Annotated in this window: 8 protein-coding genes and 1 tRNA gene; 7 read left to right on the forward strand and 2 right to left on the reverse strand. The window is 70.8% G+C overall.

Translation table 11 applies throughout. From position 1 onward, the window contains the following. The first annotated feature begins 59 nt into the window (after positions 1 to 59). Positions 60 to 135: transfer RNA gene (locus tag IE248_RS05535), tRNA-Thr, on the forward strand. Between the two features lie 43 nt (positions 136 to 178). Here IE248_RS05535 and IE248_RS05540 read toward each other — a convergent pair. Both IE248_RS05540 and IE248_RS05545 read right to left on the reverse strand, forming a co-directional pair. Beyond that, positions 179 to 691: a DinB family protein gene (locus IE248_RS05540; protein ID WP_073796317.1), complete on the reverse strand. Its 513-nt coding sequence runs from the start codon at positions 689 to 691 to the stop codon at positions 179 to 181. A 51-nt stretch (positions 692 to 742) separates the two neighbouring features. Next, entirely contained in the window at positions 743 to 3,298 is a 2,556-nt protein-coding gene (locus tag IE248_RS05545) for a SpoIIE family protein phosphatase (RefSeq protein WP_063781032.1), read from the reverse strand. A 224-nt stretch (positions 3,299 to 3,522) separates the two neighbouring features. Here IE248_RS05545 and IE248_RS05550 point away from each other — a divergent pair, with 224 nt between their 5' ends. From IE248_RS05550 to pgsA, 6 genes are all read left to right on the forward strand, one after another. After that, the gene (locus IE248_RS05550) at positions 3,523 to 9,057 is read left to right on the forward strand and encodes a HAMP domain-containing hybrid sensor histidine kinase/response regulator (RefSeq protein WP_190030089.1); all 5,535 of its coding nucleotides are present in this window, start codon (positions 3,523 to 3,525) and stop codon (positions 9,055 to 9,057) included. A gap of 274 nt (positions 9,058 to 9,331) precedes the next feature. Further along, positions 9,332 to 10,015, forward strand: coding sequence for a response regulator (locus IE248_RS05555; RefSeq protein ID WP_037791097.1), 684 nt, complete (start codon positions 9,332 to 9,334; stop codon positions 10,013 to 10,015). A gap of 111 nt (positions 10,016 to 10,126) precedes the next feature. Next, positions 10,127 to 12,970 carry an FtsK/SpoIIIE family DNA translocase gene (locus IE248_RS05560; RefSeq protein ID WP_190030090.1) on the forward strand — a complete coding sequence of 948 codons (2,844 nt, stop codon included), beginning with the start codon at positions 10,127 to 10,129 and terminating at the stop codon, positions 12,968 to 12,970. A gap of 217 nt (positions 12,971 to 13,187) precedes the next feature. Next, positions 13,188 to 14,078 carry a helix-turn-helix domain-containing protein gene (locus IE248_RS05565; RefSeq protein ID WP_073796319.1) on the forward strand — a complete coding sequence of 297 codons (891 nt, stop codon included), beginning with the start codon at positions 13,188 to 13,190 and terminating at the stop codon, positions 14,076 to 14,078. A gap of 126 nt (positions 14,079 to 14,204) precedes the next feature. Beyond that, positions 14,205 to 15,692 carry a 30S ribosomal protein S12 methylthiotransferase RimO gene (gene rimO, locus IE248_RS05570; RefSeq protein ID WP_073777297.1) on the forward strand — a complete coding sequence of 496 codons (1,488 nt, stop codon included), beginning with the start codon at positions 14,205 to 14,207 and terminating at the stop codon, positions 15,690 to 15,692. Next, positions 15,689 to 16,345 carry a CDP-diacylglycerol--glycerol-3-phosphate 3-phosphatidyltransferase gene (gene pgsA / locus IE248_RS05575; protein ID WP_008737758.1) on the forward strand — a complete coding sequence of 219 codons (657 nt, stop codon included), beginning with the start codon at positions 15,689 to 15,691 and terminating at the stop codon, positions 16,343 to 16,345. Before rimO ends, pgsA begins: the two co-directional genes overlap by 4 nt. Positions 16,346 to 16,359: the final 14 nt, after the last annotated feature.

Genomic DNA, 16,359 nt, shown 5'->3' on the forward strand with positions numbered 1-16,359 from the left:
AGCGCCGATGGTACTGCAGGGGGGACCCTGTGGGAGAGTAGGACGCCGCCGAACAACCCGCCCTTTTAGCTCAGTCGGTAGAGCGTCTCCATGGTAAGGAGAAGGTCAACGGTTCGATTCCGTTAAAGGGCTCCAACAAAGAAGGCCCCCGCCATCAGGCGGGGGCCTTTTTGCGTTTCTAGAAGTAACCGGTCTCGCCGTCGAGGAGTTCGCGGATCGTGTCGAGGTGGCCGGCGTGCCGGGCGGTCTCTTCCAGCATGTGGAGCAGGATCCAGCGAAGCGAGGCCGCCCCGGACTTGAAGTCGGGGTTGAGGCCGGTCCGGTCCAGGTCGTGGGCGGCGCTGACCTCGTTGGAGATCGCGCACTGGGCGCCGTACTCCTCCAGGAGCCGGGCGAGGGGGACGCCGTCGACCTTGAAGTCGCGGTCCTCCTCGTCGCCGAACTGGGGGTTCTCCAGGGCTCCCCGGTTCAGGAAGAGGACCTGGAACCAGCAGTGTTCCGTCCAGCGCATATGGGAGACGAGCCCGGCGACGGTCATCAGAGGGGAGTCGGGGAGGACGGCCCGGTGGGCGTCCTCTTCGGAGATCCCCTCGCATTTCCACTGGATGATCGACCGCTGGAGGTCGAGCCAGCCGATGAGCTGAGTACGTTCGTCCGCCGTGAAGTCCGGGCGGTTGCGGGGTATGGGCATGAACGCCGAGGTTAGTTCGGGGACGTGCCCCGCCGCACCGGGTTTTCGGGGTCAGTCGCCCTCTCGCTGCTGCGGGACGCGCAGGGCGAGGATGGCCATGTCGTCCGAGGCCGGTTCGGCCGCGAAGCGTTCCACGGCGCGCAGGACGCGGGCGGCGACGGCGCCCGCGGTGAGGCCGGTGCAGGTGGTGAGGACCTCGGCGAGGCCGTCGTCGCCGAGCATGCGGGTGCCCTCGCGGCGTTCCGTCACCCCGTCGGTGACGCAGAGGAGGACATCGCCCGCGTCCAGGGTCACGGTCTGCTCGTAGAGGTCGAGGTCCTCGATCACACCCAGCAGGGGCTGCGGGTCCGCCGCGGGGACCACCTCGCCGTTCGGGCGCAGGCGCAGCGGGAGCGGGTGGCCGGCGCAGACGACCTTCATCAGGGCGCTGCCGTCCGGCTGGGGGTGGAGTTCCCCGTACAGGAGAGTGAGGAAGCGGCTGCGGGCGCCCTCGTCGAGGATGGCCGCGTTCAGGCGCTCCAGGACCGCGGGGCCGCCCAGGCCCTCGCGGGCCAGGAGGCGCAGGGCGTGGCGGGCGAGGCCGGTGACGGCGGCCGCCTCGGGGCCCGTACCGCAGACGTCGCCGATGGCGAAGCCGTATGCGCCGTCGCGGATCGGGAAGACGTCGTAGAAGTCACCGCCGACCTCGTTGCCCTCGCCGGCCGCGCGGTAGATGACCTCGACCTCCATGCCGGGGATGGCGGGGGAGCCGGGCGGGAGGAGGCTGCGCTGGAGGGAGCGGCTGATGGCGGTGCGCTCGGAGTAGAGGCGGGCGTTGTCCAGGGCGAGGGCGGCCCGGCGGGAGAGGTCCTCGGCGAGTTCGAGGATCTCCTGGCGGAAGTGCTCCTCGGAGGGCTTGCCGAGGGTGAGGAGGCCGATGACGCGGTTGCGGGCCAGCAGGGGCAGGATCACGGTCTCGCCGCCGACGGCGAGGGCGGTCTCGTGCCAGGGGCGGGCGCCGGCCTCGCGGACCGGCTCCGGCGGGCTGACCCGGGAGAGGAGCTCCTTGAGGCCGTCGATGCGCTCCTCGTCCTCGTGCAGCACGTAGGAGAGGAAGGGGTCGGAGGACTGGTCGGCGATCGTGTAGACGGCGCACCAGGTCGCGAGGGTGGGGACGGTCATCTGGGCCATGAGGGCCAGGGTCTGGTCCCGGTCGAGGGTTCCGGCGAGCAGGTCGGAGGCCTCGACGAGGAAGGAGAGGGAGCCGCGGCGCAGTCGTTCCAGCTCGCCGAGGCGGGCGGATTCGACGGCGAGGGCGATGCGGTCGGCGGCGAACTGGAGGCGCAGGGCCTCCTCGTTGGAGTAGCGGCCGGGGACTTCGGCGGCGACGCCGAGCGAGCCGGTGAGGCGGCCCTCGACCTTGAGGGGGACGGTGACGACGGAGCGCATGCCGGTGGACTCCAGGAGCGGTACGGCTCCGGGGACGGCGGCGAGGTCGTCGTGGACGGCGGGCATCCGGGCGGAGCCGTAGCGGTTCGTGCCGGCCTCGACGGGGACGCGGGCGAAGCGCTGGCGGGTGGAGGGCAGGCCGGTGGTGGCGCGCACCTCCAGCTCCGTCTCGTCGTCGGTGGCCAGCAGGAGGAAGGCGGCGTCGGCTTCGAGCATGTCGCGGGCCCGCTCGACGGTGCGCTGGAGCAGTCCGTCGAGGTCGTCGGGGGCGGGGGAGCCGATGAACACCTCGAAGGGGTCCGCGGGGCGGGGCTCGCTGAGCTGGTCGGAGACGGGCACGCGTACGGGGGTCTGGAGGAGGGCGCGCTCGTCGTCGTGGACGAGGAGGCAGACGATCGACGGTTCGCCGTGGGCGTCGCGGACCCTCAGGTGGGAGGCGTAGACGGGGATGACGCGGCCGTCGGCGCCGCGGATGCCGTAACTGCCCTCCCAGCGGGACAGGCGCAGGGCCTCGGCGATCCCGGTGCCGGTGCCGGGGGTCTGCGGCCAGGCGGCGAGTTCGGCGAGGGGCCGGCCGACGACCTTCTCGGCGGCGTAGCCGAAGACGTGCTCGGCGTCCTCGTTCCAGGCGGAGACGCAGTCGCCGGCGTCGACCTGGAGGACGGCGACGCGGACGCGGCTGTCGGCCAGGGGGAGGAGCCGGTCCGGGACGACGGGACCGGCGGACCGGGTACCGACCGGTCGGTCGGGCAGGTCGATGCGGAACCAGACGTGTTTGTGCGTGGCCGTGTACTCGACGCCCCAGCGGGTCGCGAGGGCCGCGCAGAGCATCAGGCCCCGGCCGCTCTCCCGGTCGGGGTCGGCGTACGGGCGCTCGCCGGGGTGCCGCAGCGGGAGTTCGCGCTCGGGGTACCGGTCGGCGACCTCGACGCGGACGCCGTCCTCGGCGCGCAGACACAGCACCTCGGCCCGGGTTCCGGCGTGGACCACGGCGTTGGTGACCAGCTCGCTCGTGAGGACCACCGCGTCGTCGACGATGTCGGCGAAGCCCCATCCCTGGAGGGTGTCGCGGACGAACGCGCGCGCGGCGGCGACCGACCGCCCGAGAGGGTCGAAACTGGCAGCCGCCCGAGCCGTGATCACAAATCTCCTTCGATGCGGTTGGACATCGGATGCCAGGTTACTTACCTTCGCGGTCGGCGTGGTGCGGTCGTCGGGGATTCCACCCGAGGGGCACGACGGGTATGCGATGGTGCCGAAGTGTTATGGCCGGGTTCGGCCAGGATGAAACACTGGGCAGGCTTGCAGTGCCGGGCCGTGGAGTGTCGGGCCTTGGAGTGGTGTCCGGTCCTCGTGGCCGGAAGTCCGGTGGAACAACGGTCGACCCTTTCGGGAGGGACACGGTGGAGTCTGGCGCAGCGGTGCGGCGTACGGGGACGCGGCCCAAGGGCGGGCGTTCCCGGCGGAGCGGCACGACGGAAGTCGATACGGCCGCTCTGGACCGGCTGCTCGCGGCCCTGGTGTCGATGCGGGACGGGAACTTCCGCAAGCGGCTGACGGTGTCCGGCGACGGCGTGATGGCGGAGATCGCGGCCGTCTACAACGAGGTCGGCGACCGCAATCTCCACTTGACCGGTGAGCTGTCCCGGGTCCGGCGGATGGTGGGCCGCGAGGGCAAGCTGAGCGAGCGGCTGGAGACGGGGGCCTGCGAGGGCTCCTGGGCGGCCGCGATCGACGCCTCGAACCAGCTGGTGGACGATCTGGCCCGGCCGGTGTCCGAGGTGGGCCGCGTGCTGTCGGCGGTGGCCGAGGGCGACCTGGACCAGCGGATGGACCTGCGGACGCAGACGGCCGACGGGGCCGGGCATCCGCTGCGCGGGGAGTTCCTCAAGGTCGGCCGGACGGTCAACAACCTCGTCGACCAGCTTTCCGCGTTCACCGACGAGGTGACGAGGGTCGCACTGGAGGTCGGTACCGAGGGCAAGCTCGGCGGTCAGGCCCAGGTGCGCGGAATGTCGGGTTCCTGGAAGGACCTGACCGACTCCGTCAACACCATGGCGTACCGCCTCACCGCTCAGGTGCGTGACATCGCTCTCGTCACGACGGCGGTCGCGAAGGGCGATCTGTCGCGCAAGGTCACGGTGCACGTGGCCGGCGAGATGCTCCAGCTGAAGAACACCGTGAACACGATGGTGGACCAGCTGTCGTCGTTCTCCTCCGAGGTGACGAGGGTCGCCCGCGAGGTGGGTACGGAGGGCGAGCTCGGCGGCCAGGCGAAGGTGCCCGGGGTCGCGGGCGTGTGGAAGGACCTGACCGACTCCGTCAACACCATGGCGGGGAACCTCACCGCCCAGGTGCGCGGGATCGCCCAGGTGACGACGGCCGTCGCCAACGGCGACCTGTCGCAGAAGGTGCGGGTCAGCGCGCGCGGCGAAGTGGCGCAACTGGCCGAAACGATCAATCAGATGACCGAGACCCTGCGGACCTTCGCGGACGAGGTCACGCGCGTGGCCAGCGAGGTCGGGGCCAAGGGAACCCTCGGTGGCCAGGCGCAGGTGCCGGGCGCGGCGGGGACGTGGAAGGACCTCACCGACTCGGTGAACACGGTCTTCCGCAACCTCACGACGCAGGTGCGGGACATCGCGACCGTGACGACGGCGGTGGCCAACGGGGACCTCTCGCAGAAGGTCACCGTCGATGTGGCCGGCGAGATGCTGGAGCTGAAGAACACCGTCAACACGATGGTGGACCAGCTCCAGTCCTTCGGCGCCGAGGTGACGCGGGTGGCCCGCGAGGTCGGCGTCGAGGGCGAACTGGGCGGCCAGGCGCAGGTGCCGGGCGCCGCCGGTACCTGGAAGGACCTCACCGACTCGGTGAACACCGCCTTCCGCAACCTCACCGGGCAGGTCCGCAACATCGCCCAGGTGACGACGGCGGTGGCCAACGGCGACCTGTCGCAGAAGGTCACCGTGGACGTCTCCGGCGAGATGCTCCAGCTGAAGAACACCGTGAACACGATGGTGGACCAGCTGTCCTCGTTCGCGGACCAGGTCACGCGGATGGCCCGGGACGTGGGTACGGAGGGCCGCCTCGGCGGTCAGGCACGGGTGGAGGGGGTCTCGGGCACCTGGAAGGAGCTCACCGACTCCGTCAACTTCATGGCCGGCAACCTGACCTCCCAGGTGCGCCAGATCGCCCAGGTGACCACGGCGGTGGCACGCGGTGACCTGTCCCAGAAGATCGACGTGGACGCGCGCGGCGAGATCCTGGAGCTGAAGAACACCATCAACACGATGGTCGACCAGCTCTCCGCCTTCGCCGAGCAGGTGACCCGGGTGGCCCGGGACGTGGGTACGGAGGGCCGGCTCGGCGGCCAGGCGCAAGTTCCCGGCGTGGCCGGGGTGTGGCGCGACCTGACCGACTCGGTGAACGGCATGGCCGGGAACCTGACCTCGCAGGTCCGCAACATCGCTCAGGTCGCGACCGCGGTGGCCCGCGGTGACCTGTCCCAGAAGATCGACGTGGACGCGCGCGGCGAGATCCTGGAGCTGAAGAACACCCTCAACACCATGGTCGACCAGCTCTCGAACTTCGCGGAGCAGGTGACCCGCGTCGCCCGCGAGGTGGGCACCGAGGGCATCCTGGGCGGCCAGGCGGAGGTGAAGGGTGTCTCCGGCACCTGGAAGGACCTCACCCAGTCCGTCAACTTCATGGCGAACAACCTGACCTCGCAGGTGCGCAACATCGCCGAGGTGACGACGGCGGTCGCGATGGGCGACCTCTCGAAGAAGATCACCGTCGATGCCAAGGGCGAGATCCTCGAACTCGTCACGACCGTCAACACGATGGTCGACCAGCTGTCTTCGTTCGCGGAGCAGGTGACGCGGGTGGCCCGCGAGGTGGGTTCCGAGGGCATCCTCGGCGGTCAGGCGCGGGTGCGCGGGGTGACCGGCATCTGGAAGGACCTGACCGACAACGTCAACCTGATGGCCAACAACCTGACGTCGCAGGTGCGCAACATCTCGCAGGTCTCGGCGGCGGTCGCCAACGGCGACCTGACGAAGAAGGTCACCGTCGAGGCGCGCGGCGAGGTCGCCCAGCTCGCCGACACCGTCAACACGATGGTCAAGACGCTGTCCTCGTTCGCCGACGAGGTGACCCGGGTGGCCCGCGAGGTGGGCACGGAGGGTCGGCTCGGCGGCCAGGCGCACGTGCCGGGTGTGTCGGGGACGTGGAAGGACCTGACCGATTCGGTGAACTTCATGGCCTCCAACCTCACCGGCCAGGTGCGGCAGATCGCCATGGTCACGACCGCCATCGCCAAGGGCGACATGACCAAGAAGATCGACATCGACGCCCGCGGCGAGATCCTGGAGCTCAAGACCACCATCAACACGATGGTGGACCAGCTGTCCTCGTTCGCCGACCAGGTGACGCGCGTGGCCCGCGAGGTGGGTACGGAGGGCATCCTGGGCGGCCAGGCCCGCGTCCGTGACGTGGACGGCACCTGGCGGGACCTCACGGAGTCCGTGAACGAGATGGCCGGGAACCTCACCCGGCAGGTGCGGGCCATCGCGGCCGTCGCCACGGCCGTGACCCGGGGCGATCTGAGCCTGAAGGTCGACGTGGACGCCGCGGGCGAGATCCAGGTCCTCCAGGACAACATCAACACGATGATCGTCAACCTGCGCGACACCACCTTGGCCAACAAGGAGCAGGACTGGCTCAAGGGCAACCTGGCCCGGATCTCCGCCCTGATGCAGGGCCGCCGGGAGCTGGACGACGTGGCCTCGCTGATCATGAGCGAGCTGACCCCGGTGGTCTCCGCGCAGCACGGCGCCTTCTACCTCGCCCTGCCCGCGGGCGGCAGCCCCGAGATCGGGACGGACGGCGGCGCGGACGGCTCGTACGAGCTGCGGATGCGCGGCAGTTACGCGTACGCCGGCACCCAGATGCCCACGTCGTTCCGGCCGGGGGAGGGGCTGATCGGGACGGTCGCCGAGGAGAAGCGGACGATCCTCGTCGAGAACACCCCGCCCGGCTACCTGAAGATCTCCTCGGGGCTGGGCGAGGCCCCGCCGGCGCACGTGATCGTGCTGCCGGTGCTGTTCGAGGGCACCGTCCTCGGGGTCATCGAGCTGGCGTCGTTCACGCCGTTCACCCAGATCCAGAAGGACTTCCTCAGCCAGATCGCCGAGATGATCGGTACGAGCGTCAACACCATCTCCGTCAACTCCAGGACGGAGCTGCTGCTCAAGCAGTCGCAGGAGATGACCGAGCAGCTGCGAGAGCGCTCCGACGAGCTGGAGAACCGGCAGAAGGCGCTCCAGGCCGCCAACGCGGAACTGGAGGAGAAGGCCGAGCTGCTGGCTCAGCAGAACCGGGACATCGAGGTGAAGAACACCGAGATCGAGGAGGCCCGGCAGGTCCTGGAGGAGCGCGCCGAGCAGCTCGCGGTCTCGATGCGCTACAAGTCCGAGTTCCTGGCGAACATGTCGCACGAGCTGCGCACGCCGCTGAACTCGCTGCTGATCCTGGCCAAGCTGCTCGCCGACAACGCCGACGAGAACCTGTCGCCGAAGCAGGTGGAGTTCGCCGAGACCATCCACGGCGCCGGCTCGGACCTGCTCCAGCTGATCAACGACATCCTCGACCTGTCGAAGGTCGAGGCCGGGAAGATGGACGTCTCGCCGACCCGGATCGCTCTGGTCCAGCTCGTGGACTACGTGGAGGCGACCTTCCGGCCGCTGACCGCGGAGAAGGGGCTGGACTTCTCGGTACGGGTCTCCCCGGAGCTCCCGGCGACCCTGCACACCGACGAGCAGCGGCTGCTCCAGGTGCTGCGCAACCTGCTGTCGAACGCGGTGAAGTTCACCGACACCGGTGCGGTGGAGCTGGTGATCCGGCCCGCCGGTACGGACGTGCCGCCGGCGATCCGGGAGCAGCTGCTGGAGGCCGGTTCGCTGCGCGAGGCGGATGGGGACCTGATCGCCTTCTCGGTGACCGACACCGGCATCGGGATCGCGGCGAGCAAGATGCTGGTGATCTTCGAGGCGTTCAAGCAGGCCGACGGGACCACCAGCCGCAAGTACGGCGGTACGGGCCTCGGGCTGTCGATCAGCCGGGAGATCGCCCGCCTGCTGGGCGGGGAGATCCACGCGGCCAGTGAGCCGGGCCGCGGGTCCACCTTCACGCTGTACCTCCCGCTGCACCCGAGCGAGCTGCCTCCGCAGGGGTACGCGCCGCCGACGCCCGGCGGCGGGCGCGGCGAGCTGTACCGCAGGCCCGCCGAGGAGGCGCGGCCCGTGCTGCCGGCCGCCCCGGCGGCACCGGTGTCCGTACCGCCCGCGCAGGCCCAGCCGGCGCTGCCCGCGACGCCGGCCCACGATCCGGTGGGCCAGGGGCTGGGCGGGGCGGCCGCGCTGTTCCGGCGGCGGCGCAAGTCGCTGGGTGACGCGGAGGCGCGGACGGCGGTGCCGGGGCAGTCGATGACGCACGGCCCCGAGGACGGCTGGGGCGGGGCGGAGGAGGAACTGCCGGTGCCGCCGCGGACGTACGACTTCCACGGCGAGAAGGTCCTGATCGTGGACGACGACGTGCGCAACGTCTTCGCGCTGACCAGCGTGCTGGAGCAGCACGGACTGGCGGTGCTGTACGCGGAGAACGGCCGGGAGGGCATCGAAGTCCTGGAGCAGCACGACGATGTGACGGTCGTGCTGATGGACATCATGATGCCGGAGATGGACGGGTACGCGACGACCTCGGCGATCCGGCGGATGCCGCAGTTCGCGGGGCTGCCGATCATCGCGCTGACGGCGAAGGCGATGAAGGGGGACCGGGAGAAGGCCATCGATTCCGGTGCCTCCGACTACGTCACCAAGCCGGTCGAACCCGATTATCTGCTGTCGGTGATGGAGCAGTGGATGCGCGGAAAGTGATCATCGGGCGTCGGCGTGGGTGTCATTCGCTGACGCAGTGTGGCGGGGGCGGTGTGGGAGTGCTGGATTCGGGGAACCTTCTGCACCCCCACACCGTTTCCGTTTCGTGCACAGTGACATCCTGGTGACAGGGTGTGGCGATCTCGGGACTGGGGCTACGATGACCGGCACAAGGACGGACGGCGCAAGGATGCCGTCCTCTGGGGCGGGGCCCGGCGTACAGGCCGGAGCCAGGAGCCGGGGAGGCCCCATGCCGGGGCGAGGAGGACAGGGCATGGTGCAGAAGGCCAAGATCCTCCTGGTCGACGACCGGCCGGAGAATCTGCTGGCGCTGGAGGCCATCCTCTCCGCGCTCGATCAGACACTGGTCCGGGCGTCGTCAGGGGAGGAAGCGCTCAAGGCGCTGCTGACGGACGATTTCGCGGTCATCCTGCTGGATGTGCAGATGCCGGGAATGGACGGGTTCGAGACCGCCGCGCACATCAAGCGGCGGGAGCGGACCCGGGACATCCCGATCATCTTCCTCACCGCGATCAACCACGGTCCCCACCACACCTTCCGCGGTTACGCGGCGGGCGCGGTGGACTACATCTCCAAGCCCTTCGATCCGTGGGTGCTGCGGGCGAAGGTCTCGGTGTTCGTCGAGCTGTACACGAAGAACTGCCAACTGCGCGAGCAGGCCGCGCTGCTGCGGCTGCAACTGGAGGGCGGCGGTTCCAGCGGTGTCGAGGGCAGCAAGGAGACGGCCGGGCTACTGGCCGAGCTCTCCGCGCGGCTCGCGGCGGTCGAGGAGCAGGCCGAGGCGCTGACCAAGCAGCTCGGCGAGGAGTCGGCCGATGCGGCGGTGGTGGCGACCGCCGCCCATCTGGAGCGCAAGCTGACCGGACTGCGGCGGGCGCTCGACGCGCTGGAGCCCGGGACCGGCGGGGGCGCTCCGGTCCTGCCTGCGCAGGGCTGAGCGTCCCGCCCGTCTGGCGGTCCGTCAAAGAGGCCGCCAGTACGGCGACACGAACGGGTGAAGGGGTGGGCACGCGTGTCCACCGGCGTGGACACCGGTAATCTCGGGCCCATGGCCTCAAGTACGTCCGGCAAGGGTTCCCAGAGCACCGCGGGTACCGCGAAGGGCCGCACCGGCCGTACGACGGCGCCGGCGAAGAAGGCGGCTCCGGCGCGCAAGCCCCCCGCGAAGAAGGCGGCGGCCGCCAGGCGCGCCCCGGTCAAGAAGGTCGCGGCCAAGCCCGCGCCGTCCCCGACCGGGGGAGTCGTACGGCTGGTGCGGGCCTGCTGGCTCGGGCTCGCGCACGCGGTCGGAGCGGTGTTCCGCGGGATCGGCAACGGTGCCAGGAACCTGGACCCCGCCCACCGCAAGGACGGCGTCGCGCTGCTGCTGCTCGCGCTCGCGCTGATCGTCGCCGCCGGAACCTGGTCGAACCTGAACGGGCCCGTGGGCGATCTGGTCACGATGCTGATCACCGGCGCCTTCGGGCGGCTGGACCTGCTCGTCCCGATCCTGCTCGGCGTCATGGCGGTCCGTTTCATCCGCCACCCCGAGCAGACCGACGCCAACGGGCGCATCGGCATCGGCCTGTCCGCGCTCGCCATCGGCGTCCTCGGTCTCGTCCACATCGCCTGCGGGGCGCCCGGCCGGGACGAGGGCACCACCGCCATGCAGAACGCGGGCGGGCTCATCGGCTGGGGCGCCTCGAAGCCGCTGATCTTCACGATGGGCGCGCCGCTGGCCGTGCCGATGCTGGTGCTGCTCACGGTCTTCGGGCTGCTGGTGGTCACCGCCACCCCGGTCAACGCCATTCCGCAGCGGCTGCGGGGGCTCGGCATCCGGCTGGGTGTGATCGCGCCGAACGAGTACGACGCCTACGACGCGGACGACGAGGAGGGCGCGGCGGCCGAGGGCGGTCCGGGGCGCCGGGTCCGGCCGGGCCGCCACGACCCCGAGCAGTGGCGGGCCCGCTCCGGGGCCGCCGGGGGCGCGGCCGGGGATCCGGCCGATCCCGTCGACGCCGCCGAGCAGGAGGCGCTCGCCCGGCGCCGGCGCCCCCGGCGCGGCGCCGGCAGCCCCGCGCTGGGCCGGGAGATGGACGCGGTCGACGTGGCCGCCGCGGCCGCCGCCGCGCTGGACGGGGCGGTGTACGGCGGAATGCCGCCCTCCGCGCTGGTCGCCGACCTCACCCAGGGGATCTCCGCCGCCGAGCACGAGGGTGCGGAGCCGACCACTGTGGTGCCGCCCGCGCGCGAGGCCCCGGCCCCGGCGGCCGCTGCTGCTGCCGCCGCGGAGGCCTCCCCGGCCGCCGAGGCCGCGGCGCCGCCGCACGACAGCACCGCCGCGGCCTCCGGGACGCTGGCCGTGCCGGACCTGACCAAGGCCCCGCAGCGCAGCGAGTCCCTGCCGCCGCGCGCCGAGCAGCTCCAGCTGCGCGGGGACATCACGTACTCCCTGCCCTCGCTGGACCTGCTGGAGCGCGGCGGCCCCGGCAAGACCCGCAGCGCCGCCAACGACGCGGTGGTGAGCTCGCTGACCAACGTGTTCACCGAGTTCAAGGTCGACGCGCAGGTCACCGGCTTCACCCGGGGCCCGACGGTCACCCGTTACGAGGTCACCCTCGGTGCTGCGGTGAAGGTCGAGCGGATCACGGCGCTCGCGAAGAACATCGCCTACGCCGTGGCCTCCCCGGACGTCCGGATCATCAGCCCCATCCCGGGCAAGTCGGCGGTCGGCATCGAGATCCCGAACACCGACCGCGAGATGGTCAACCTGGGGGACGTGCTGCGCCTCGCCGACGCCGCCGAGGACGACCACCCGATGCTGGTCGCGCTCGGCAAGGACGTCGAGGGCGGCTACGTGATGGCCAACCTCGCGAAGATGCCGCACGTGCTCGTCGCCGGCGCCACCGGCTCCGGCAAGTCCTCCTGCATCAACTGCCTGATCACCTCGGTGATGGTGCGGGCCACCCCGGAGGACGTCCGGATGGTGCTGGTGGACCCCAAGCGCGTCGAGCTGACCGCGTACGAGGGCATCCCGCACCTGATCACCCCGATCATCACCAACCCCAAGCGGGCCGCCGAGGCGCTCCAGTGGGTCGTGCGCGAGATGGACCTGCGCTACGACGACCTGGCGGCCTTCGGCTACCGGCACATCGACGACTTCAACCAGGCGATCCGGGACGGCAAGATCAAACTGCCGCCGGGCAGCGAGCGGGAGCTGAGCCCGTACCCGTACCTGCTGGTGATCGTCGACGAGCTCGCCGACCTGATGATGGTGGCCCCGCGCGACGTCGAGGACTCGATCGTCCGGATCACCCAGCTGGCCCGGGCGGCCGGCATCCACCTGGTGCTCGCCACCCAGCGGCCCTCGGTGGACGTGGTGACCGGACTGATCAAGGCGAACGTGCCCTCGCGGCTCGCGTTCGCGACCTCCTCGCTCGCCGACAGCCGGGTCATCCTCGACCAGCCCGGCGCCGAGAAGCTCATCGGCAAGGGCGACGGCCTGTTCCTGCCGATGGGGGCGAACAAGCCGGTCCGCCTCCAGGGCGCCTTCGTCACCGAGGACGAGATCGCCGGGATCGTCCAGCACTGCAAGGACCAGATGGCGCCCGTCTTCCGGGACGACGTCACCGTCGGGCAGAAGCAGAAGAAGGAGATCGACGAGGAGATCGGCGACGACCTGGACCTGCTGTGCCAGGCGGCGGAGCTGGTGGTCACCACCCAGTTCGGCTCCACCTCGATGCTCCAGCGCAAGCTGCGCGTCGGCTTCGCCAAGGCCGGCCGGCTGATGGACCTGATGGAGTCGCGCGCCATCGTCGGCCCGAGCGAGGGTTCGAAAGCGCGTGACGTACTGGTGAAACCGGACGAGCTGGACGGGGTGCTCGCGGTCATCCGGGGAGAGACCCAACCGTAATTCGCGGGCGGGCAACCGTTTCCCTTGGGCCCGCGTCAAGTTGAGGAAGGTGGCGCCGCCGTGCGCGGTGCCGGGCCGCCGCAGCTCCCGGACTTCCCCCGCTGTTCGGATCACCATTCGAATGGCGTAGGAAGTCCACCCTCCGGTTGCTCCACCCTTTCGTCACCCCCCTAGACTGGACTTCCAGCAGGTGGCTACACGCTCGAAAGGCGCCGTCGTGTCCATCGGCAATGCCAACTCCCCCGAAGAAGAGCGGCCTTCGACCGACGACCGGTCCGAGGACCGCACCGTCGAACCTTCCGTCGAAGGCCCGTCCATCGGGACGGCCCTCAAGAAGGCCCGCATCGCCGCCGGGCTCACCGTCGACGAGGTCAGTTCCACCACCCGCGTGCGCATCCCGATCGTGCACGCGATCGAAGAGGACGACTTCACGCGGTGCGGCGGCGACGTCTACGCCCGCGGCCACATCCGCACCCTCGCCCGCGCCGTCCACCTCGATCCGGCCCCCCTGATCGACAGCTACGACGCGGCCCACGGCGGCCGGCCGGCGCCCACGCCCGCCGCACCGATGTTCGAAGCCGAGCGGATCCGGCCCGAACGGCAGCGGCCCAACTGGACCGCGGCCATGGTCGCCGCCATCGTCGCCGTGATCGGCTTCGTCGGCTTCACCGCCTTCAACGGCGGCGACACCGGCAAGCGGCCGGTGGCGGAAGGTTCCGCCTCTCCCAAGCCGGCGCCCAAGCAGACCGCGGGCAAGCCCGCCGCGCAGCCCCAGGTCCCGCAGGCGCCCAAGCCGGAGCCCTCGGACAGCGCCATCGCGGCCGCGCCCAAGGACCTCGTCACGGTCGTCCTGACGGCCCACGACGGCGAGAGCTGGATCTCCGCGAAGGACCACAGCGGCCGACTGCTGTTCGACGGCACCCTCCAGGTGGGTGAGTCGAAGACCTTCACCGACAAGGAGTCCATCGACCTCGTCCTCGGTGACGCGGGCGCCGTCAACCTGTTCGTGAACGGCAAGGAGATCAAGGACGATTTCCGGCCGGGCCAGGTGGAACGCCTCACATACACCAAGGACGATCCGCGGCAGGGACAGGCCCAGGCGGGCTGACGACGCCCCGGCCAAGGGCTGAACGGGAAATTCCGGATCTCCGGGGTGCGGCGCCGCACCCCGGAGATCTTGCTGTGGGGGGACGTGCGGCGGGGGCCCGCGCCGGGACGAAGTAGTCTTGAGTCCATGCCCGAACGCCGTACCGTCGCCCTTGTCACTCTTGGCTGCGCCCGTAACGAGGTGGACTCGGAGGAGCTCGCAGGCCGCTTGGCGGCGGATGGCTGGGAGCTCGTCGAGGACGCCGCCGACGCGGACGTAGCCGTCGTCAACACCTGTGGCTTCGTCGAAGCCGCCAAGAAGGACTCCGTAGACGCCCTCCTGGAAGCCAACGATCTCAAGGATCACGGCAAGACCCAGGCCGTGGTGGCCGTCGGCTGTATGGCCGAGCGCTACGGCAAGGAACTCGCCGAAGCGCTCCCCGAGGCCGACGGCGTGCTCGGCTTCGACGACTACGCCGACATCTCCGACCGCCTGCAGACCATCCTCAACGGCGGCATCCACGCCTCCCACACCCCGCGCGACCGGCGCAAGCTGCTGCCGATCAGCCCGGCCGCCCGTCAGGACGCCGAGGTGGCCCTGCCCGGCCACGCGCAGGAGCCCGAGGCCGCCCCCGCCGACCTCCCCGAGGGCCTCGCGCCCGCCTCCGGGCCGCGCGCGCCGCTGCGCCGCCGCCTGGACAAGAGCCCGGTCGCCTCGGTCAAGCTCGCCTCCGGCTGCGACCGGCGCTGCTCCTTCTGCGCCATCCCGTCCTTCCGCGGCTCGTTCATCTCGCGCCGCCCCAGCGACGTGCTGGGCGAGACGCGCTGGCTTGCCGAGCAGGGCGTCAAGGAGATCATGCTGGTCTCCGAGAACAACACCTCGTACGGCAAGGACCTCGGCGACATCCGTCTGCTGGAGACCCTGCTGCCCGAGCTGGCCGAGGTGGACGGCATTGAGCGCGTCCGCGTCAGCTACCTCCAGCCGGCCGAGATGCGGCCCGGCCTGATCGACGTACTCACCTCGACCCCCAAGGTCGTCCCGTACTTCGACCTGTCCTTCCAGCACTCCGCGCCCGACGTGCTGCGCGCCATGCGCCGCTTCGGTGACACGGACCGCTTCCTGGAGCTGCTGGACACCATCCGCGGCAAGGCCCCGCAGGCCGGCGTCCGGTCCAACTTCATCGTCGGCTTCCCCGGCGAGAAGGAGTCGGACTTCAAGGAGCTGGAGCGCTTCCTCACCCACGCCCGCCTCGACGCCATCGGCGTCTTCGGCTACTCGGACGAGGACGGCACCGAGGCCGTCACCTACGAGGGCAAGCTGGACGAGGACACCATCGCCGAGCGCCTGGCGCACATGCAGCGCCTCGCCGAGGAGCTCACCTCGCAGCGCGCGGAGGAGCGGATCGGGGAGACTCTGGAGGTCCTCGTCGAGTCGGTGGAATCCGTGGACGAGGACAGCGAGGGTGCCTACGGGCGCGCCGCCCACCAGGCTCCCGAGACCGACGGCCAGGTCGTCTTCACCGACAGCACGGGCCTGGTCCCCGGGCGTATCGTCACGGCGAAGGTGGTCGGCACGCTGGGTGTGGACCTGGTGGCCGAGCCCCTGGGCGCGGATCTTGAGGAGGCGGCCGGATGACCGGAGTCCCGGCATCTGCGGCGGGCGGGACCGGCCGCCGGCCCGTGCCCGGCGCGAAGCTCGGGGCTGCGGCCGTCAATCAGGCCAGCCTGTGGAACATCGCCAACATCCTGACGATGGTCCGGCTCGTGCTCGTGCCGGGATTCGTCCTGCTGCTGCTCGCCAACGGGGGCTATGACCCCGTCTGGCGGGCGTGGGCGTGGGCGGCGTTCGCCGTCGCCATGATCACGGACATCTTCGACGGGCACCTCGCCCGGACGTACAACCTGGTCACGGACTTCGGCAAAATCGCCGACCCCATCGCCGACAAGGCGATCATGGGGTCGGCTTTGATCGTTCTCTCCTGGCTCGGGGACCTGCCCTGGTGGGTCACCGGGGTGATCCTCGGACGGGAACTCGGGATCACGCTGATGCGTTTCTGGGTCATCCGGTACGGCGTGATTCCGGCCAGCCGGGGCGGCAAGATGAAGACCCTGGCCCAGGGCACGGCGGTGGGCATGTACGTCCTGGCCCTGACCGGGGCGCTGGCGACCATGCGCTTCTGGGTGATGGCGGTCGCCGTCGTGCTGACCGTGGTCACCGGTTTGGATTACATCCGCCAGGCCGTCGTCCTGCGCCGCCAAGGCATCGCCGCGGAGCGGGCCGCGCGGTGACGCGGGGGGCGGGG

Source organism: Streptomyces goshikiensis (genome assembly GCF_014650555.1).
GTDB lineage: Bacteria > Actinomycetota > Actinomycetes > Streptomycetales > Streptomycetaceae > Streptomyces > Streptomyces goshikiensis.

What these genes read in the sequence shown, in the direction of transcription:
- IE248_RS05540 (WP_073796317.1), bottom strand. Translation starts at nt 691, where the DNA reads ATGCCCATACCCCGCAACCGCCCGGACTTCACGGCGGACGAACGTACT.
- IE248_RS05555 (WP_037791097.1), top strand. Translation starts at nt 9,332, where the DNA reads ATGGTGCAGAAGGCCAAGATCCTCCTGGTCGACGACCGGCCGGAGAAT.
- IE248_RS05560 (WP_190030090.1), top strand. Translation starts at nt 10,127, where the DNA reads ATGGCCTCAAGTACGTCCGGCAAGGGTTCCCAGAGCACCGCGGGTACC.
- rimO (WP_073777297.1), top strand. Translation starts at nt 14,205, where the DNA reads ATGCCCGAACGCCGTACCGTCGCCCTTGTCACTCTTGGCTGCGCCCGT.
- pgsA (WP_008737758.1), top strand. Translation starts at nt 15,689, where the DNA reads ATGACCGGAGTCCCGGCATCTGCGGCGGGCGGGACCGGCCGCCGGCCC.